This is a genomic window from Streptomyces pyxinae (assembly GCF_024756275.1).
Lineage (GTDB): Bacteria > Actinomycetota > Actinomycetes > Streptomycetales > Streptomycetaceae > Streptomyces > Streptomyces pyxinae.
In genome coordinates this window covers 314,630-332,721 of record NZ_JANUGQ010000001.1, presented here as the reverse complement: position 1 = coordinate 332,721, position 18,092 = coordinate 314,630, and the positions used below count along the sequence as shown (strand labels likewise).

Annotated in this window: 19 protein-coding genes; 11 read left to right on the top strand and 8 right to left on the bottom strand. The window is 69.4% G+C overall.

Annotated features, from left to right (window positions below):
• Window positions 1-114 precede the first annotated feature (114 nt).
• Both NX801_RS01375 and NX801_RS01370 read left to right on the top strand, forming a co-directional pair.
• Window positions 115-1,155: a family 2 encapsulin nanocompartment cargo protein polyprenyl transferase gene (locus NX801_RS01375; protein ID WP_258785203.1), complete on the top strand. Its 1,041-nt coding sequence runs from the start codon at window positions 115-117 to the stop codon at window positions 1,153-1,155.
• Window positions 1,156-1,240: 85 nt separating this feature from the next.
• The gene (locus tag NX801_RS01370; RefSeq protein WP_258784859.1) at window positions 1,241-1,714 is read left to right on the top strand and encodes a DUF6304 family protein; all 474 of its coding nucleotides are present in this window, start codon (window positions 1,241-1,243) and stop codon (window positions 1,712-1,714) included.
• A 93-nt stretch (window positions 1,715-1,807) separates the two neighbouring features.
• On the opposite strand, the gene snpA is transcribed toward NX801_RS01370, so the two are convergent.
• A complete protein-coding gene (snpA, locus tag NX801_RS01365) occupies window positions 1,808-2,467 on the bottom strand; it encodes a snapalysin (protein ID WP_258784858.1) in 660 nt (219 codons plus the stop codon).
• A gap of 196 nt (window positions 2,468-2,663) precedes the next feature.
• Here snpA and NX801_RS01360 point away from each other — a divergent pair, with 196 nt between their 5' ends.
• Entirely contained in the window at window positions 2,664-3,611 is a 948-nt protein-coding gene (locus NX801_RS01360; protein ID WP_258784857.1) for a LysR family transcriptional regulator, read from the top strand.
• Between the two features lie 214 nt (window positions 3,612-3,825).
• Window positions 3,826-4,314, top strand: coding sequence for a DUF1877 family protein (locus NX801_RS01355; protein WP_309505769.1), 489 nt, complete (start codon window positions 3,826-3,828; stop codon window positions 4,312-4,314).
• A 105-nt stretch (window positions 4,315-4,419) separates the two neighbouring features.
• Here NX801_RS01355 and NX801_RS01350 read toward each other — a convergent pair whose 3' ends face one another.
• The 3 genes from NX801_RS01350 to NX801_RS01340 form a co-directional block, all read right to left on the bottom strand.
• Window positions 4,420-5,514 (bottom strand): DUF4238 domain-containing protein, encoded by a 1,095-nt coding sequence (locus NX801_RS01350; RefSeq protein WP_258784856.1) that lies wholly within the window; start codon window positions 5,512-5,514, stop codon window positions 4,420-4,422.
• A gap of 184 nt (window positions 5,515-5,698) precedes the next feature.
• The gene (locus tag NX801_RS01345) at window positions 5,699-6,259 is read right to left on the bottom strand and encodes a peptide deformylase (protein WP_258784855.1); all 561 of its coding nucleotides are present in this window, start codon (window positions 6,257-6,259) and stop codon (window positions 5,699-5,701) included.
• The gene (locus NX801_RS01340; RefSeq protein ID WP_258784854.1) at window positions 6,256-7,230 is read right to left on the bottom strand and encodes a helix-turn-helix domain-containing protein; all 975 of its coding nucleotides are present in this window, start codon (window positions 7,228-7,230) and stop codon (window positions 6,256-6,258) included. The genes NX801_RS01345 and NX801_RS01340 overlap by 4 nt, the downstream gene beginning before the upstream one ends.
• Before the next feature lie 147 nt (window positions 7,231-7,377).
• On the opposite strand from NX801_RS01340, the gene NX801_RS01335 reads away from it, so the two are divergent.
• Genes NX801_RS01335 through NX801_RS30655 form a run of 6 tightly spaced genes read left to right on the top strand, consistent with a single transcriptional unit; the run spans window position 7,378 to window position 12,724 of the window.
• Window positions 7,378-8,535: a glycosyltransferase gene (locus tag NX801_RS01335; RefSeq protein ID WP_258784853.1), complete on the top strand. Its 1,158-nt coding sequence runs from the start codon at window positions 7,378-7,380 to the stop codon at window positions 8,533-8,535.
• On the top strand, window positions 8,532-9,236 hold the full coding sequence (locus NX801_RS01330) for a hypothetical protein (RefSeq protein ID WP_258784852.1): 705 nt from the start codon (window positions 8,532-8,534) through the stop codon (window positions 9,234-9,236). Before NX801_RS01335 ends, NX801_RS01330 begins: the two co-directional genes overlap by 4 nt.
• Window positions 9,233-10,462 carry a glycosyltransferase gene (locus NX801_RS01325; RefSeq protein ID WP_258784851.1) on the top strand — a complete coding sequence of 410 codons (1,230 nt, stop codon included), beginning with the start codon at window positions 9,233-9,235 and terminating at the stop codon, window positions 10,460-10,462. Before NX801_RS01330 ends, NX801_RS01325 begins: the two co-directional genes overlap by 4 nt.
• Complete coding sequence (locus tag NX801_RS01320) at window positions 10,463-11,329, top strand: glycosyltransferase family 2 protein (protein WP_258784850.1); 867 nt, start codon at window positions 10,463-10,465, stop codon at window positions 11,327-11,329.
• A gap of 47 nt (window positions 11,330-11,376) precedes the next feature.
• Complete coding sequence (locus NX801_RS01315; RefSeq protein ID WP_258784849.1) at window positions 11,377-11,907, top strand: P-loop nucleotide/nucleoside kinase family protein; 531 nt, start codon at window positions 11,377-11,379, stop codon at window positions 11,905-11,907.
• A 28-nt stretch (window positions 11,908-11,935) separates the two neighbouring features.
• A complete protein-coding gene (locus NX801_RS30655; protein ID WP_309505758.1) occupies window positions 11,936-12,724 on the top strand; it encodes a toll/interleukin-1 receptor domain-containing protein in 789 nt (262 codons plus the stop codon).
• Window positions 12,725-12,879: 155 nt separating this feature from the next.
• On the opposite strand, the gene NX801_RS01305 is transcribed toward NX801_RS30655, so the two are convergent.
• The 4 genes from NX801_RS01305 to NX801_RS01290 all read right to left on the bottom strand — a co-directional run bounded on the left by NX801_RS01305 (window position 12,880) and on the right by NX801_RS01290 (window position 17,448).
• Window positions 12,880-14,598: a relaxase/mobilization nuclease domain-containing protein gene (locus NX801_RS01305; protein ID WP_258784848.1), complete on the bottom strand. Its 1,719-nt coding sequence runs from the start codon at window positions 14,596-14,598 to the stop codon at window positions 12,880-12,882.
• Window positions 14,588-15,163: a MobC family plasmid mobilization relaxosome protein gene (locus NX801_RS01300; RefSeq protein ID WP_256104725.1), complete on the bottom strand. Its 576-nt coding sequence runs from the start codon at window positions 15,161-15,163 to the stop codon at window positions 14,588-14,590. Before NX801_RS01300 ends, NX801_RS01305 begins: the two co-directional genes overlap by 11 nt.
• Window positions 15,164-15,478: 315 nt before the next feature.
• Entirely contained in the window at window positions 15,479-16,801 is a 1,323-nt protein-coding gene (locus tag NX801_RS01295; RefSeq protein ID WP_428986045.1) for a DUF3631 domain-containing protein, read from the bottom strand.
• 452 nt (window positions 16,802-17,253) lie between these two features.
• A complete protein-coding gene (locus NX801_RS01290) occupies window positions 17,254-17,448 on the bottom strand; it encodes a helix-turn-helix transcriptional regulator (protein WP_256104654.1) in 195 nt (64 codons plus the stop codon).
• 121 nt (window positions 17,449-17,569) lie between these two features.
• Between NX801_RS01290 and NX801_RS01285 the strand changes: the two genes are divergently transcribed.
• Window positions 17,570-18,070, top strand: a complete 501-nt coding sequence (locus NX801_RS01285) for a helix-turn-helix transcriptional regulator (protein ID WP_256104655.1) — start codon at window positions 17,570-17,572, stop codon at window positions 18,068-18,070.
• Window positions 18,071-18,092: the final 22 nt, after the last annotated feature.

Below are 18,092 nucleotides of genomic sequence, written 5' to 3'. Positions count from 1 at the left end.
CCGGACGCCCCCCGTCACGCAGGGGACGCCCATCCCTCCCCACTCACCCCCCACCCTCCGTCATCCCTCCCCCCATCCCTCCCGTCCCCCTCCCCCGAGGAAGTGCCCGTGACCATGACCAGCGCGGACGCCGCCACCGATGGGCGGGCGGCGGCCCTCCTGGCCCATACCCGGACGGCCGTCACGCCCGGACTGCGCGCCGCCGTCGACTCACTGCCCGGCCGGCTCGGCCGGGTGGCGGCCTATCACTTCGGCTGGGAGCACCCGGACGGCAGCCCGGCCGAGGGGCCGCCCGGCAAGGCGATCCGGCCGGCCCTGGTGCTCGCCGCCGCCCGGGCGCTGGGCGGCGACCCCGCGCCGGCGGTGCGGGCGGCGGTCGCCGTGGAGCTGGTGCACAACTTCACCCTGCTCCACGACGACATCCTGGACCAGGACGCCACCCGCCGGAATCGTCCCACCGCCTGGGCCGTCTTCGGCACGGCGGACGCGCTGATCGCCGGGGACGCCGTGCTGGCGCTCGCCGCCCGGCTGCTGGCCGAGGACGACCACCCGGCCGCGCCCGCCGCCTCGGCCCGGCTCGCCGCTTGTGTGATGGAGCTGTGCGCGGGCCAGCAGGCCGACTGCGCCTTCGAGGAACGCGCCCCGGACGCGATCACCCTGGACGAGTGCCTCACCATGGCCACCGCCAAGACCGGCGCGCTGCTGGGCTGTTCCTGCGCGCTGGGCGCACTCTGCGCGGGCGCGGACCCGGCGGAGGTCGCGGCGCTGGACGCCTTCGGCCGGGAGGCGGGCCTCGCGTTCCAGCTGATCGACGACCTGATCGGCATCTGGGGGGACCCGGAGCGGACCGGCAAGCCCGCCGGGGCGGATCTGGTGGCCCGCAAGAAGTCGCTGCCCGTGGTCGCCGCGCTCACCTCCGGCACGCCTGCCGCCGCCGAACTGGCCGCGCTCTACGCCCGCCCGGTGCTGGACGAGCCGGCGGTACGGCGGGCGGCCGGGCTGGTGGAGCGGGCCGGCGGCCGGGCCTGGGCCCAGGAACAGGCCGCCGACCGGATGGGCCGCGCGGTGCACCAACTCTCCGTCGCGGTCCCGGACCTGGAGGCCGCCGGCGATCTGCTGGCCCTCGCCGAGTTCGTCACCCGCCGCACCCGGTAGGTCTCCGGTGCCCGTTGGCCAGGGCCGGCCGGTAGGCGGGAGGCGGCGATTCCGCCCGGGCCCCGCTACCGCTACAGTCCGCGCCATGTCAGTGGAGTCGACGGAAGTATGGACCGGCTGGTACCGGGACCGCCGGGGCGCGGAGGCCATCGCGCTCACGGTGGGAGGACGGCGGGTGGCCGTCCGGATCAGGGGCGTGGAGTACGGCGGCGAGACCTTCGCCGCGCTGCGGGCCGACGGAGCGGGCGGGTCTGCCGGGGCGGACGGCGCGCTGCCACTGGCCGGTTGCGCGCTGGAGTGGGACCTGCCGCTCCCGGTGGAGACCGGGGAGGTTCCCGGCACCCGGCTCGACGCCACACTCAGCTGCCTGCTCTCGCTGGGTGAGGCCGGGGCGGGCGGGGAGCCCGAGCGGGTGGAGCTCCAACTCACCCTGCACTGCGGGGGAGCGGCGTACGGCTCCGGGGTGACCGGCGGTGACTTCGACCGGGCCCTCGACCGCATCCTGCGGCAGCTCCCGGCCGGCTCCCGCCTGGGCCGTGCCCTCCCGGCGCCCGCCTGACCCAGCTTCCCCGCCCCTGCGCCTCGTACGCGAACGCGCCCGGCACAGGGCCGGGCGCGTCACACCTGCTTCAGGGAGCCTCGCGGCGGTGGGTCAGGAGACCTTGGCGAGCGCGGCGGCGAAGCCGTTCTGCCAGAGCTGGTTGACCCGGGCCCGCTCCTGCGCGTTGGGCTGGGAGTTGGTGCAGGACGGGCCGGGGCCGCCGCCCGACATCAGCTCGCTGCACGGGCCGGAGTAGTGGTCCGGCAGGCCCAGGACGTGGCCGGTCTCGTGGGCGGTGACGCGGGTGGAGTTGTACTGCTGGTTCTGCCGGTAGTCGAGGAAGACGTAACCCCGGCCGTGGCCGTCGGTGCTGGCGTACGAGCCGCGCGAGTCATTGCCCTCGTAGTAGGTGAAGTCCGGGTTGCCGCCCTCCTGGAGCCGCACATTGCTCACCGAGCTGTTCCAGATCTGCGCCGAACGGGCTATCTGGGAGCGGAAGGTGGGCGCGTTGGCGGAGGAGTACACGACGGTGACGGCGGCGGCGCTCGGGTTGGCGGCGCGCTTCTCGGCGACCGACTTCACCACGGCCTCGAAGAACGCCTTGTTGGCCTTGGCCTCCTGCGGCGAGCCGGCGTACGCGGTGTAGCCCTGCGCGGCGGCGACCGAGGTCGGGGCGACCGGGGCGGGGGCCGCGGTAGCGGTGGTGGCGGGGACGGCCACGAGGGCAGCCGTGCTCAGGGCAGCGGCCAGGACAGACTTCAGGTGTCTCATGGGGGGCTCCTTCGTCCGGAACGGTTGGGTGGGCCGTTCGGCTCTGAACGGTTGGGTGGACCGTTCGGTTGGGGAGAGTTTCGAGGAGCCGGGCCCGGTGCGGATGATGCCAAGGGCTGATAGGCCGGATCTATCCCCCTCCCCAACTCCCCTTTTGTCCCTGGTGCGAGGCCCGGAGCCGTCCTAGTCTCGGGACATGGAGCTGGAGGTGAGACATCTGCGGGCGCTGTGCGCCATCGCGGACGCGGGCAGTGTCCACAAGGCCGCCCGCCAACTCGGCGTGACCCAACCCTCCCTGACGACCCAGCTGCGCCGGATCGAGCACGCACTCGGCGCCGAGCTGTTCGCCCGCGAGCGGACCGGCTGCCGGCCCACCCCGGTCGGGCACGAGGTGCTGAGCCGGGCCCGTCCGCTGGTGGCGCAGATGGCCGCGCTGGTCAGTGAGACCCGGGCGGCGGTCGCCCGCGCCGACGGGGCCCGGCTGCGGGTCGGCTCCACCGCGAGCCGCGCGCTGGCCGGCTGGCTCCGGGGGCTGCGCGGCCGGCTGCCGGGTACGGACATCTCGCTGCACATGGACGTCTCGGCCAACTCCCTGCTCCGGGCGCTCGCCGTCGGGCAACTGGACGTGGCCTTCGTGCACGAGGTGGAGGGCTGCCCGCTGCGCATCCCGGAGGGGCTGGAGCGCCGGGTGCTGATGGAGCGGGAGCCGCAGTTCGTCTCGATGGCCCGGGACCACCCCGCCGCCGCCGCGCCCGTGGTCGAGCTCACCGACCTGGCGGACGACCGCTGGATGGTCGACCCCACGGTGGACGGCGAGTGGGACGGGCTGCGCCGGGTGCTGGGCGCGGCCGGAATCGACCCGCCGATCCTGCACGGCGACTACCACACGGCGGCCTCCCTGATAGCCGTCGGCGAGGCGGTCGCCCCCTGCCAGCCGACCTCGGCCGCCCGCGAGGACATGGCGATCCGCCCGTTACGCGACGACCCCCTGGCCGTCCGGCTGTTCCTCTGCCACCGCCCCGACACCGACGCCGACGCGGCCTACGAGGAACTCGCCACCGCCTACCGCGAGGTGGCCCTCCGTACCACCACCTACCGCCAGTGGCTCCTCCACCACAACAGCCCCTTGCTGGAGGCGGCCTGATCCCGGACGCACCGGCGCCCGGAACGCGGATGTCCGAGGCCACCCCTACCCTCCGGGCATGAGCATGGCCGGAAAGTACCTCTGTCTGACCGCGGCAGAACTGAACCGGGCCCGGCAGGATCCGGCCTGAGCCCGGGAGTTCGCCACCGGGCGGCAGGGCTCACCCGGAACCCGCTGCCACACCACCGACCGGGCCTGGGACGCGCTCGCCCTCCTGCTCCGCCGCGCCGGCTTCCCCGTCGACGTCGTCCACCGCGAGGCGGAACTCCCGGGCAGCCCTGACTGGGGCCACGGCCCCCCGGGCGTCCTCACCCCCGACCAGGTCCGCACCGCCGCCGAAGCCTTCGCCACGACGACCCCGGAAGCACTGATCGCGGAGGTCACCCCCTCCGACCTCGCCGCCGCGCGCACATACCCCCAGGCACCTGGGAGCGCGGCGAACCCCTGGACTGGGCAGCCGTCCACCACCAGTCCCTGGCCACCTTCTTCCACACCACCGCCCGCCACCACCAGGCGACCCTCACCTGGATCGCCTGACACCACCCCCGCACACGACCGCACCCGGAGCCGCCGGTGGGCGGTCCGGGTGCGGTGGGGGAGAGGGGGGAGGGCCGGGTCAGGCCTTCTTGATCTCCTAGTAACGGGCCGGGTCAGTGACCTGCGGGGATCTCTCCTGCGGGGCGCTGACCTGGCCTTTTGCTGATGGCTGGCGATGGGGTGCGACGGTCATGATCGGGTGTCCTGCGGACTGTGTGCGGACTGGGGTGCTGTACCACGGTCGGTCACATCCGCCGGACGACTGCCGGCCTCACTTGTCAGCAGCGGGTCGACGGCGACCGGGAATTGGCCAAGCCAGGTCGTCTAGCGTCATGCCACTCTTTCGATCCCCGGGAGGGCCTGCCTGCGACATGGCCTGCAAGCTTGCTTCCGGAATCCCACTGAAAAGCCCTCTCTCGCTGACGAGTGCATCGATGCCAGGCACCGGAGGGTGGTCGCGCGCTAGAGGATGCGGCAGACGTATCCCCTCGAGCGGAAATTCTTCAGGATGATGATAGATGCACTTTCGAGCCCCCAAGGCCGTTTCCTGGTTGATGCTTCGTGCAATCGCAGTCGTCCCCTCGACAGTGAAGTCAGGGATCTGCACGTTCTCCCGGAGGTTTTTGGGTCGGATTATTAGGGCGTGACGACGATTAAGTGGGACCAAGAACAGGTCAGCCGTGAAGATACCCACCCCCCGCCACGCTGGATAGTCGGGGGCAACAACAAGGGAAACCGGGTGGTCGGACGTGATTATAGAGCGGCGCATGAACTTGAACAGCGTCCACTGGCAGTCATTGATGTAGGCAGAAGTTCCGGGTAGGAGGTCCCCCAGCAACTGAATATGATCGTTCGCATCGGCTGCCATGTCGGGACCACCTGGTTTCGTGAGGTCACGCCACTCGATGTCGAGCTCCTCATCGGAAACGTCCCGGCACTCGGCCTTTTGAATGTGTGAGCGCAACGCCTCTTTCCCAGAGACTCCAACAATTAGTCGGATGAATTGCGCGTTGTGATTGGTTTGACTTTGCCGCACCTGCTCAGCCCTCAAGTACTGCAGCGCAACCCAGGTAGAGAAAGACTTCCGGCGCTCGCCATAGATAGGCCAGACCCCAGAAAGGATTAGCTTCAGCGCTTCGGCGGCCGAACCCTCAATTTTACTGAAGGCCCTCTCGAAGAAATCCGACAAGGACCCATCCGGGAGCGTTACCGTATAGAAGTCCTTAATTACACTCGCGTCGCCCGTCGAGAGAACGGGTCCAGAACTTCCGGGAAGTGCAACCCTGCGCACCCTTCCCGCATCGTCCGAAAATCCGTTCAAATAGAATCTGGAGACAGTATGTTGTCGTCGTATTCGATTAGTCAAGCTTCACACCTCAGCTTGATGCAGGAGGAAGACGGGCGACGAGATGAGGTAGCTCCGTTAGTGAACGAGAATATTCAAGAATGACATCAAGCCACAATCACGGGCGGTTTATCATCCCGCCAACTCGGAGCTCGGCTGCGCGAGGATTCCGTAAAAGCAAACACTTTTGCCATCGATAGGCGACCTAATATGTCCATGCACGTCCAGTCTGCCGGTATTCTTCTACTGGGATTGGTCCCACGCTCTCCCTCATACGGGTGAGGTACAGCAGGCCGTCTAGGTGGTCAATCTCGTGGTGGACCAAGCGGGCGAGGGCCCGGTCGTACGCGGTAGTGGCGGACTCGCCGGTCAGTGACATGGTCTCGACGCTGATCTTCAGGGGACGGGGGACGCGGCCGCGGACGTCAAAGAAGCTGAGGCAGCCTTCGAACTGCTCGTCCGTCTCATCGGAGTGGTCGGTAATGCGCGGGTTCAGTAGGACGATGGCGGGGGCGTCGTCCGGCGGCTGGACGACGGCGACGGCTCGGCTGATGCCGATCTGCGGGGCGGCGATGCCCATGCCCTTGGCGAAGGGGTGGACCTGGGCGATCCGTTCCATGGCCGCGAACAGCTCGTCGCTGATGCGCTCGGCCTCCTCGCGCTCGGCGGGCAGATCGAAGGGACGGGCCGGTTCGGTGAGGATGCCGGCGCCGAGCTGGATGACTCCGAGGTCTCGCATCTGCTGGCTGGGGCGCACCACGCTCACCTGAACTCCTTCTGATCCCTGTCGCGTTCGGGCCGGGCCCGGAACCGCCACTCAAGACGGTACCGAGCGTGCAGCGCGGGTGTGGCCGTGATCCATGTGAATCGTCGTAGTTCACCGTCGCCGCTCTGGACGGGCGCGGTCCGCAGTGGGGCAGCCTCGGCGGTCATGGAGGTCTCGGTGCCCCAGACGACAGGGTCGAGCGCGGCCGGGAAGGAGAGCTGGACTTCAAGGTGCTCGGTGGGCAGGCGGACGGCCCGCTGGAACCAGTTGCCCCACTTGTCGTCGCCGACGGTGTACGCGTACTCGATCCACACGGACTCGCCCGGGTAGAGGGGAAAGCGGCCGTGTTCGTTGTCGAACAGCAGCCAGACTTCCTTGAAGGCGTCACGGTCGTGCTTGACCTCTCGGCGCATCGCCTCGCCGCGGCAGGTGGCCGTCAGGCTGAGCTCATCCCAGGTCAACGGGTGCGCTCGGTAGTGAGTGTTGGATTGCTCGGGGTCGCCGGGGTAGCGGTCGACGGAGATGCGCACCAGGTAGCGGGTCACCGGCTCGGTGCCGATGTTCCGCAGCAACCTGCGCATGGTGAGCCGGTAGGAGCAGCCGTCGTACGTCAGGTGGGCGGCGTCGTGCTCGACAAGGAGGGTGGAACCCGTTGCGTATGACTGCTCGGGTCGGTGCGGAGTCGGCGGGGTGGCGGGCATGTGCTTGCTGCGGGTGCGGGCCTGCTCGTAGTCGCGCCAGCGGCGCCAGATCGCCTTCCCGGTGTTCAGGGCGTCGTCGGCGAGGCGGGCGAACTCCTCGCCGGGCTTGGTGCGCCCGGACTCCATGTGGCTGACGTAGGAGGGGTCGAAGCCCATGAGTTGGGCTAACGCCCGCTTGGACAGGCCGCGTACCTCCCGCCACCTCATGATCTCGGCCGCGAAGTCCTTCGCCGCCTGCTCGACGGTGATCTCCTCGCTGTGCGCTTCCATCGAGCCTCGCCCCGCGTCGCGTGCTGGTGAGCATGAATGAGCCGTGAGTGATGCCAGTTCATCATCCCGTCACGGACCATGTCGCCGCTTTCCTTCCCTCAGCGACCCGGATCGAAGCATCCGGGCTGATGAAGGAGGCGACGCGGCATGCGTGTGTTGTACCTACTGAACATCTCCAACCCCGATCGGCTGTCGGCGGATTCGGGATGGATCTTCGCGGATCTGCTGGCTCCGGCTCTGATCGACGCCGGCGCCGAGGTGACCGTCGCCGCTCCGGCCGCAGCCGGAGACGGTCGCTGCGGCTACCGCCAGACCAAAGTGCCGGGGACGAAGTACCGGGCCCGGTTCTCGACCGACATCGACGAACTGGTGGCGTTGATCCGAGCTGAGCGACCGGACGTGGTCGTGGCCAACCAGATCGAGGAGGCCCCGGCGATCCGTACGGCCCTGCTGGAGGCCGCATCGGACGCCCTGCTGGCGGGCTACTGCCACTACCTGCCCTTCTCGTTCACCGAGGACCGGCTCCTCCTGGACTCGTCCCTGGACGACATGGGACTGGGCAGGCCGGTGCTGCTGGCATTCGCGGCCGGCCTGGCGGCGTGCGACCGGGTGATGGTCCACTCCCCCACGGCCGCCTCGTGGGTGTCGGCCGCAGCCGCCCAGATGACCGTGAAGCTGGATGACCGGTTGCGGATCGTGCCCGCTCCCCGTGACGAGCGCCTGGTCCGCGATCCGGCCGTCACTCCGCCCGTCAGTGGCTCCGAAGGGGCGATCGGCATCTACAACCACCGGCTCTACGCGCACTACGGGACAGGACGGTTCGTGGACCTGGCCCGCGACCTCGTGGCTTCCGGCGCCGTGCGGCTGCGCGTGATGGACCTGTTCGGCCAGCGTCGAGTCGAACGCACGAGCCTCGACGGCAGTCCGGAGAGGATGCGTGACCAGCTCGCCGCGCTGCCGCACGTGCAGGTCGTCTCCGACCGCGGTGACCGCGTCCGCTACCGGAACCTGCTGGCCGGTGCCCGCCTCGGTATCGCGCCGTTCCGGCCGGGCTGCCCGTGGTCGATGAGCGTCATCGACTGTCAGGGCATGGGCCTGCCGGTCATCTCTCCCCGGCTCGGCTGGCTCGCAGAACACATCGACCCGGAGCTGTGCTTCGGCACATCGGATGAGGCCGTCGCCCTGGCCGAGCGCCTTGCCACGGACGACGAGTTCCACGCCGTGCACGCCAAGCGGGCCCACGCCTCCACCACCGAGTTCGCCCCCGACCGAATCGCTGCCCGCTATCTGGAGGCCGTCTCGTGACCGGCTTCGACGCCGTCCTCCTCTCGTACGACGAGCCGATGGCCAACTTCCTGCACTCCCGGCTCCAGCGCACCGTGGGCGGCACCGTCAAGCGCCTGCACGGCGTGCAGGGGATGCGCCGGGCCTACCGGCTGTGCGCCGAACTCGTCGACCGCGAGCAGTTCCTGCTCGCCGACGGTGACTTCGCCATCGACACCGACTTCGATGTGGCGGCCGTTGAACCGCTGGATGAGGGCGTGTCCATGCGGGTGTGGCGGGCGGTCAATCCGGTCAATGGTCTGACCTACGGTTACGGCGGACTGAAGCTGATCCGCCGTAGTGCCCTCCGGGAGATGGGCGAGGCCGTGGACGTGCTCGCGGCTCTGCCCGGCCGGATCGAGTTCGCCCGGGACACGGCGGGGATCACGCGGTTCAACCAGAGCCCCTTCCACGCCTGGAAGGCGGGCTTCCGCGAGTGCGCGATGCTCTCCCGTGGCAGCGAGTACGGGATGGCCGACGACGAAGCCCGCCAGCGGATTCAAGCATGGACGACGAGCCGCAACGGCGAGTTCGCCGCCTACGCCGCTGCCGGGGCCCAGGAGGGCGTCGCCTTCGCCGGCGAGGCCGCCCGCGACTCGCAACGGTTCGACCACCTCAGCGACCCCGCCTGGCTGTGGAAGCGGTTCACCTCCGCTCATGGAGACCAGGCGGTGGCGGGGTGACCGGTCCGCTGGTGCTCATCGAGCCGTACGCGAACCGCCTGGGCGGGCACCACCAGCGCACGCTGGTGGCTCTTGCCCAGGCCCGGCCCGGCAGCATGGTCATCGCTCCGCGCGGGATCGCCTCCGAGTCGGTCCACGCACTGCGCGAAACGAGCGCTCGGCTTGTCACCGGACCCGACGGGTGGGCAGGGAGCGTCCTGCTGGCGGCCGCTCGGATGGCGGCCGCCTTCGCCGCGATCGGACAACGTCTGTTCCGGTCGCGTCGCTGGCCACGCCGACTACGGCGGCTGCCGCACCAGATCGCCCTCCTCGCCCGTTGTCTCACCGAGGGGTCCGCGCTTCGGGCCGCCCGCCGGCTGGAGCCCGACGCCGACGCGGTGGTCATCCTGACCGCGAGCGAGGCGCTGCACGGGGCCGCCGCTCTCCTGGGCGGTCAACCGCACCTGCGGTTCGTCCACGAGCTGGTCACCACCGAGGATGCTGTCCTACGGCTGCTTGGCCGGCTCGCCCGTCGAGGCGAGGGGCGCGTGGTCGCGGTGTATCCAACGCGGGCCATCGCCGACCAGTTTGCCGCGGCCTTTCCTGAGTTGCCCGCGGTGGTCGGCAGCTTCGCGGTGGACGGCAGCCGCCGCCTGTCCGCTGCTGAGCGCGAGGGCGGCCGGGCCGCGTTCGACATCCCGGCCGCCGAGGCCGTGGTCTGCCTGGTGGGTGGTTGGTGGCCCTACAAGGACATCACCGTCATCGGCACGGCCCTGACCAGGCTGAAGGAGCCCCTGAACCTCGTGGTCACCGGCGCCCCGCTCGACGAAGCCGTCCTGGAGCGGTGGCGGGCCCTGCCCCGCCTCCGGGTGCATGCCATCCCGGGCCCGGTCAGCGAGACCGCGCTGCGGCTGGTGTACGCCGCCGCTGACGCAACCCTCGTCAGCCGCCACGCCGGGACAGGTAAGGAATCCGGGCTCGTGATGGACGCCGCTGGTCTCGGCGTCCCCCTGATCGTCTCCCAACACGACGGCGCTCTCACCGCCCGCCTCAGGGACCAGCCCTGGGCCTTGACCTTTCCCGCCGGTGACCCGGCCGCTCTCGCCGATGCCCTGCACAGTGTCATCCGCCAGCCCCTCCCACTGCCGGGTCCCGAAGCGCCCGAACTGTTGGGGATGCGGCCGGCCGCTGGACAGGCCGACTTTCTCTCCAGAACCTTCTCCGGCTTGCGTAGGAAGGAGTCCTGAATGCCCCACCTGTCTCCCGCCCTGATCGCCGTCGTCGGGCCGGTCGAGTCGCCGTTGCTGGCCGCCTGGGTCCGCCACTACCGGTGTCTGGGTGTCGAGCGGTTCCTGATCGCCTTCCACTTCCCCGACCACGTTTCCGACGTCCGACGACACGAGCTCCAAGCCACCGCCCGTGAGTTGGGCATCGTCCCCACCGGCACCAGCACCGGACCGTGGCACGAACACACCAACACCGAGCTTCGAGACTCACTGCGGCATCGGGCCGGACCCGGCTGGCACCTACTCGCGGATGTCGATGAGTTCCAGCAGTACCCCGCCCCACTCGGCGAGGTGATCACCCAGGCCGACGAGTCCGGCCACCACGTGGTCGGCGGGTTGATGCTCGACCGCGTCACCGGGAGCGGAAGCCTGACCACCTGGCGCCCCGAAGGCGGACTCGAGACCGCCTATCCTCTCGGCGGCCATCTCACCCACCGACTACTGCGCGGAGATCCCCGAAAGATCGTGCTCGCCCGTCACGACGTGGCCGTGGCCTCCGGCAACCACCGCTCCCCCAGCCACCGGCCCGACGCCGACCGCCTCTGCGCCGTCCACCACTTCAAGTGGCGTTCGGGCATCCTGGACGACCTCCGCCGCCGGATCCAGCACTTCTCCTCGGGTACCTGGGAGGAGCACACGCCGGCCGTTCGCGATGAGGCGGGCCGCTTGCTGGCACACGTCGGCAGGCACGGTGGCGCGATCAACGTCAGCGACCCGCGGTTTGCCTTCCGCCGAGTGAGCCTGGACCGGATGCCCTCCGACTGGCCCGCCGAGGCCCGGAGCATCCACACCACCTGGCGGTCACACGCCCACAGCGGCCAGGACTGAGACAATTCCCGATGCTCGCGCAAGCTCGTCCTGGAAGGGATGGCCACGTGCCCCTCGCCGTTCTCCTGGCCGGTCTGACCGGCTCCGGGAAGACCACGGTCGCCCAAGCTCTGGCCGGCCACGGCTTCACCCGGCTGTCCGTCGATGAGGAGGTGCACCGCCTCCACGGTCGCTACGGCGTGGACTACCCCGAACACACCTACTTCGAGCGTGAACGGCCCGTTGTCGAGACGGTCCGGCACAGGTTCGTCAGCGAGATCGAGGCCGGGAACGACGTCGTCCTGGACCACGGGCTGTGGCGCCGCACCGAGCGCGACGCCTGGCGGCAGGCCGCCCGAGAGGCGGGCGGCCACCCCCTGGTCGTGTACCTCCCCACCGACCGCACTGAGTTGCTGCGGCGCCTGACCCAGCGCAACCAGCGTGAGGACGCCAACGCCCTCATGGTCACCCCCGAGGCCCTCGACGACTTCTTTGCCCGCTTCGACCCACCAGAAGAGGACGAGGAAGTGATCATCCACAACGGAGACATTCACGTGCTCCTCGCAGCGCTGGCGGCGGCTAGAAGCCGGCAGAGCTGAGAGGACGTTCCGTCAGGCAATCGGTGTAATGCGGTTGACGCAGGGTCCTCCAGAGACGCGGGGCCCGTACCATGTAGCCATGAGTTCTTGTACGGCCCCGGTCCGGGGCCATCGGACCTCCAGCGCAGCGGCGGCGTGCCCTGCCTGCAGCGGCCGCTACGGATATTCATCGACCCGGTCCTCCTACTCTCAGCCGGACTACAGGCCGCGAAGCAACAGCGGGAGCGGCGCGAGCAGTGAAGGCGGGTCCTTGAGCGGTAGAACGCGGCCGCCTTGGTCGCCGAGCACCTCCTCCGTGACGTACACGCCTGCGGAGGTGCGGGCGCTGACTCCCGTCCGACGCACCGTCGAGTTGCGCATGCGTCAACAGCCAGACATTTGCGATGTTTTCCTATGCCACGCCTGGGATGACCGGCGTGGTGCGGCCATGGAGTTGCACGACCTGCTAAAGGAGGAGGGCGTGTCGGTCTGGTTCAGCGAAAAGAGCATCGTGCTTGGCCAACCCTTCATGCGGGAGATCGACAGAGGTTTGGCAAGATCACGTACAGGGCTCGTCCTAGTCACCCCTGCGCTATTGCACCGTGTCGACAGTCGGGGTGTCTCTGACAAAGAACTCTCGGAGCTCCTGGCACGTGACCTGCTGATTCCTGTGGTGCACGAGACGACCTACGACGAACTACGGAGCGTCAGCCCTTTGCTCGCCTCCCGAAACGGGTTGAACACCGCGGACGATTCGATGGCAGACATTGCAACTAAGATCGCCGAGTTGGTCGCCATTGAGGATGATCTGACTGGGCCGCTCACACCGGTGGACTAGGCATACGGCGGCGGGCTCTACCGTCGCTCCCCATAGCAGCACTAACCTAGGCATGGGAGTCAGTGACGTCTGCCCTCGCACTGCCGCGCCCCCTAAAGCGAGATAGCTTCCGTGAGACGGAACATCCCCCAAATACGCCTCGCAGCTTATAGGGATCACCGGTCTGCGATCCGACGCCCACGCGCCTGGCCTCGGCCATGCATGGTGCCGGCCGCCGCTCCTGAGGGACGTGGCGCCTCAGTCGTCTGAGCGGGGGTGGCGATGCCGTTGCTGCGCCTGCGTGCCGCTTGAGCCCTCCTGTTCGGGTGAGCCGTGATGCACCAAGTGAGGGCCTCGGCGGGGTGCTCGGCGCTGTCGAGTTCCCGCTGGGTGCCTATTTCGGCCAAGAGCCGTCGGGGGTTGTGGCCAGCGGTTTCCGCGTGGGCGAGCGTTGTGGTCAGCGCGGTCCAAGCGCGGTCAGCGAGGATCCGATCAGCGTCGTCCGGGAGAGCCGCATGAACGTCCTGCTCGAAGCGGCGGGCGGTTGCGGCTCCTGGTGCTCGGCGGGTTAGGTCAGCCAGGACGGGTGTGGCGGCCTGTTGGTAGCCCGCCTGGAGGTGGCGGAGGGCTTCTTCGGCCGCAGTGGCCTGCTGCTCGTGGCCGCGCTGCTCGTGCCACTTGGCGGCGGCGCGGGCCAGGTGCACGGTGGCGAAGAGCAGGGCGATGGCGAGTCCGCCCGGCTCGTTGGAGGCGTAGGCGAGTTCCTTGGCGGCCTTGCGTAGGGCGGTGGCGGCTTGGTGGTCGGCGCGGGTGGCGGAGCGGCGGGCGCGGTTGAACGCCATCGCCGCTGCTCGTAGTTCCGCCCGGTGTGGGCCGGTCGTGGCGCTGGCGATGTTGTACAGGGCGTCGCCAAAGGCGGCCAGGTGGCCCTGGGCCGCGGCATCGTCACCGGAGTCGAGTACGGTGCGTGCCGTGTGGATGGCGGTGGTGGTGTGGCGCCATGGGTCGGCGGGGTCCGCCACATACCGGGGGCGGTCAGCTACCTGCTGGTCAGGAAGGCGTTCGCGTAGGCGGTTGATGGAGAGGTCGGGGGCGAGTTTGGAGCCGCCGTACCAGACGGGTTCGCCGGCCGCATTGGTGTCGCCTGGTGCGGCGAGGCTGTAGCCGATGACGTCGCCGGTCTCGGGGCCGAGACGTGCCTTGACCTTGATGCCAAGGGACTGCAGCACGGTGAAGTAGTCGGATTCGTTGTGTACTGCTGCGGCGACCGCGTACGCCTGCTCGCGCAGCCAGTGCCGTGCCGTGACCGGCTGGCCCTGGCGCTCGGCCTTGGCGCGTTCGGCGCCGGTGGGAGTGCGGGGCGCGGTGAGGTCACCAGACTTCAAGCGGCGCAGGCCGAACTCGGCCTCGATCTTGCGGCACTCGGCTTGGGCCCGCTGTCCGTCGCGGTGCGTGCGCGGGCGGCGTCCGTCGGCGCGGACGGTGGTGGCCATGATGTGAATGTGGTCGTCGGCGTGCCGGACGGCGACCCACCGACATGCCTTCTCGTCGCCTTCGGGAGCGATGCCCGCGGCGTGAACGATGCGGCGGGCAGCCTCGGCCCACTCGGCGTCGGTGAGGTAGCGATCACCGGGCGCAGTACGGACCGGGCAGTGCCAGACGTGCTGCGGCGGCTTCTTGCCGCCTACCTCGCGGGTGCGCAGGTCGACGTGGTGGTCGAGGCGTTTGGCGAGCTGGGTAAAGGTGGCTGCCGGGTCGCGGCCGGGATCGGGGGCGCCGGCCATGTCCCAGGCGGCGACGATGTGAGGGTCGGTGTGTTCATCGCGTCGGCCGGGGCCGAAGAGGTAGACGATCAGCCCCCGGGTGTCGGAACCGGTGGAGACGTCAGGAACCATGTGCGGTGCCTTCCGCCAGGAGCTGGTCGATCAGTCGGTAGCTGTTCTGGGCTGCTTGTTCGACGCTGTCCAGCACCGCCTCGGCGCGCTCGGGCACCGTTCCTCGGTGGATGGCTGCGGTGATCTGGTTGAGGTTGCCACCGATGCGGTTCAGCGCGACCGTGTGCGCCTCGACGGCCTCGATCAGCGGGCGGAGGGGATCGTCCTCCGGGCTGCCGACGAGTCCTGCCTTGCCGAGGGCGACGGCGAGGGCGGCGTCGCCGACGAATCCGGCAAACTTCTGACCGCGCTGGTGAGCGGCGGCGTTGATCACGCCAACGGCGGTGCGGGTGAAGCGGATGGTCTTCTCCTGGTCGCGCTTCTCCACCGTGCGCTTGCGGTTCATCAGTGCGGGCAGGACGGGAGCGTCGGGATCCCGCCAGGAAAGCTGCTCGACGGGCGGCTGGACATCAGCAGGCGGCTGAGAGCGCGGGGCGAGGGAGTCGGCTGCGGGCGGGCAGCCGGTCTCGTCTATGCCCTCCTCCGGCTCGGGCGCCCCCTGGCGCCCGGCTTCCTCCTCCGCCACCCATGGGGCGGGGGCAAGCGCGGACGAAGCCTCGTTAGAGGCTCGTTCGCTCCAGCTTGCTGCTGATCGGCGGGGCAGGCCGAAGAATCCTTTGCGGCGACGGACGGGGGTGTTGTCGGTGCTCGTTTCGGGCATGGTGGTGCTCCGGTGGTCGTGTGGGGTGGGGCTTCGTCACGTCCGTTGCATCCGTCCCATAGCTGGTCAGGACAGGTACGGAGGCGGTCCCAGGTACGGAGGGATCCGTATCAGCGAGGAAGTCCGTCCCCGCGCTGACCTGCGCGGGGACGGATGCGACGGATTGATACGGAGCTGGTATCAGCGGGTGCGCTGGGGGCGGGTGTGGCCGCCAGGCGGGCCGACGGGCAGCGTCCCGGACGGAAGGGCGGGTGGCTTACCCTGGACTCGACGTACGGGCACGGTCTCCTCTGCTGCGGGTGCCGGTTGGGCGGGGTCGGGGCAGTAGCGGGCCCAGGCATCGAGGAACTGGTTGCGGGCGTACGCCTTGGCCTGCCTGCCGTTCTCGAAGCGGTGGTTGGCCGGACTGATGCCGAAGTCGCGCAGCAGGTTGGCCAGGTGGTAGGCATTCAGGCCCTTCGTCCCGTACTCAGCCCACGGTGCCTCCGCGTCCTGGATGAGGGCAGCGAGAAGGTCCTGGCTGCGCATGGCCTGCTTCTGGCCTTCCTGTTCGAACACGCGGCGCACGTCACGCAGCAGCCGTGTCCTGAGCGTCGTCTGCTCGTCTTGGACCACCTCGTTGCGCGTCATCGCCAGGCAGGCGGCACGGGCCCGCGAGGGCCAGTGTCCGCCGGCCAGGTCTGCGACGATGACCAGCGGCTCCCAGGTATCGGCGGCGCGGTCCTCGACTGGCATGTGCGGAACTGAGCCCGCCGCCTTGCTCCGCAGCGGGGCCAGCCAGGCGGTCAGGCGGCCCCTTAGGGCGTGCAGTTCGGGCAGTGAGTATCGCGAGCGGAACGGGGTGATCCGCTCGCCCGGCTTGCGCTTCTGCATGCGGATGACGACCGCTCGGTCCATGATCGTGTCCGGCAGGTCGCCGATCCCAGCCAGCGCGGCCATGGCGAAGGTGGGAAAGGCCGTCGGCTTGTGCTCCGGGCCGGATATTCGCCAGGCGGGTCGGTTGCGCTGGTGCCCGGCGTTCAGCAGACCACGTAGGTCCTCCTTGTCGCCGGCCTTCGGGCCGAAGATGGTGTCGGCCTCGTCCACCAGCAGCGTCGGCGGGTTCTTACCGATGACGCGGAACACCACGGCAGGCGACGTGTTCACCGTCATCATCGGCTGGTGCACCGTCTCGTGTAGTACGTCGAGGACGCGGGATTTGCCGCACCCCTTGGTCGGTCCTACGACCGCCAGCCGTGGCGCGTGCTGGAGTGCAGGCTGGATATGAGAGGCCGCCACCCATAGCGTGACCGCCGTCAGGGTCTCGTCGCTCGGCAGCACCACATACCTGCTGATCGCCGCCCGGAGGTCATCCAGCAGCGCGGCGCCTCCGTCGGCCGTCTCGTCGCTCCCACCGGCGCGGTCCCCAGTCCTCGACTCCTCGTCGGGGACCGGGGGCTGGGCGGACGTGTCAGGACCGTGGTCCTCATCAGGAGCTTGAGACGCGCCGCGCTCGTCCGGGATTCGGGTTACTGGTCCGGGGACCGGCGGGCTGGATGTCTCCGCTCCGTCCCCGGCTTCCGCTCCCGCAGGACCGGCCCCCAGGCCACTGACCTGTGCAGATGCTGCGCTAGGGATGTTCCGGTCCGAGACCGAAACATGCGCCGAGGTATCGACGCTGGCGGATGCAGCGGGGGACCGTGACTCCGTACGGTCCCCGCTTTTGTCCGCAGCACGCCAGGGGACGCCCTGGCCGGGGACCGCAGTGACAGGCCAGACGACCTCGGATGCGTTCGAGGTGGCGGGGGACGTAGAGTCCTCCATCGACGTTCCTCTCAGGTGAGGGACGGGACGGGCAAGGTCCTGCCCCTCACCGGTCTGTTCGTTCGTTCAGGGATGGGCGACGTGCAGGGGAATCTCCGGCCCTCGGCGTTGGCGCGCCGAGGGCCGTTGCTGTGCTCGGGGGCGCCGGCAGTTCACGAAGCCAGGCCCCACTCGTCCCGGCCGTCGATCAGCGTGCGCTCGTAGCGCAGCAGCTCAGCCTCGGGGTAGAGCACCCTCTTGCCGACCTTGATGCCGAGCGGCCCCTTCTTGACCTGTCGCCAGTAGCGGACGGTGCTCTCGGCTGTGCGGTAGCGCTCGGCGACCTCGGCGGTGGTCAGATATCGCATGCATTCCCATTCGGCTAGGTGGCGAGTCGTTCTGCATAGAGTTGTACCCCAGGATCGACGGTTACCCAAATCGGGAAGCCCATGTTTCAATTGGGATAGCGACGATGACGACGGAGGTTCGATGGCAGGCGACAAGCCGGGAGGCGGCGAGATGCCGCTGCTCTACAGCGAAGGGAACGTGGCAGTCCGCGTCGCCCTGGAGCGCGAGGTCAGGGGGTGGAGTACCACCGAGCTGGCGGATCGGGTGACCAGAGCCGGCGTCAAGATGAACCAGACGGCCGTCTGGCGCATCGAGAACGGCACCCCTCGCCGCCGCATCAACCTCGACGAGGCCCTGGCCTTCACCCGCGTCTTCGAGCTCCCTCTCGAAGAGCTGATGTCACCGCCCCTGGAGGGTCTCGACATCGACAGCCGACGGCTCGTCCAAGAGGCCGTCGAAGCGTTCTACGAGGCCCGAGACGCCCACGACCGTCTTCACCGCGCCGTGGTCGCCATCGCCGACCACATCAAGGCCCACCCCGACAGCTCGCGGGCGATCCACGAGCAGTGCCTCCGCCTCATGGGCGACGAGCGCGACGCGCGCGCACTCAGCGGCGATATCGAGGACGGCGGCCACTACTGACAACCGACATGAAGGAGAAGCC

What these genes read in the sequence shown, in the direction of transcription:
- NX801_RS01375 (WP_258785203.1), top strand. Translation starts at nt 115, where the DNA reads ATGACCAGCGCGGACGCCGCCACCGATGGGCGGGCGGCGGCCCTCCTG.
- snpA (WP_258784858.1), bottom strand. Translation starts at nt 2,467, where the DNA reads ATGAGACACCTGAAGTCTGTCCTGGCCGCTGCCCTGAGCACGGCTGCC.
- NX801_RS30655 (WP_309505758.1), top strand. Translation starts at nt 11,936, where the DNA reads ATGCGGTTGACGCAGGGTCCTCCAGAGACGCGGGGCCCGTACCATGTA.
- NX801_RS01320 (WP_258784850.1), top strand. Translation starts at nt 10,463, where the DNA reads ATGCCCCACCTGTCTCCCGCCCTGATCGCCGTCGTCGGGCCGGTCGAG.
- NX801_RS01285 (WP_256104655.1), top strand. Translation starts at nt 17,570, where the DNA reads ATGGCAGGCGACAAGCCGGGAGGCGGCGAGATGCCGCTGCTCTACAGC.
- NX801_RS01290 (WP_256104654.1), bottom strand. Translation starts at nt 17,448, where the DNA reads ATGCGATATCTGACCACCGCCGAGGTCGCCGAGCGCTACCGCACAGCC.
- NX801_RS01360 (WP_258784857.1), top strand. Translation starts at nt 2,664, where the DNA reads ATGGAGCTGGAGGTGAGACATCTGCGGGCGCTGTGCGCCATCGCGGAC.
- NX801_RS01340 (WP_258784854.1), bottom strand. Translation starts at nt 7,230, where the DNA reads ATGGAAGCGCACAGCGAGGAGATCACCGTCGAGCAGGCGGCGAAGGAC.
- NX801_RS01335 (WP_258784853.1), top strand. Translation starts at nt 7,378, where the DNA reads ATGCGTGTGTTGTACCTACTGAACATCTCCAACCCCGATCGGCTGTCG.
- NX801_RS01370 (WP_258784859.1), top strand. Translation starts at nt 1,241, where the DNA reads ATGTCAGTGGAGTCGACGGAAGTATGGACCGGCTGGTACCGGGACCGC.
- NX801_RS01305 (WP_258784848.1), bottom strand. Translation starts at nt 14,598, where the DNA reads ATGGTTCCTGACGTCTCCACCGGTTCCGACACCCGGGGGCTGATCGTC.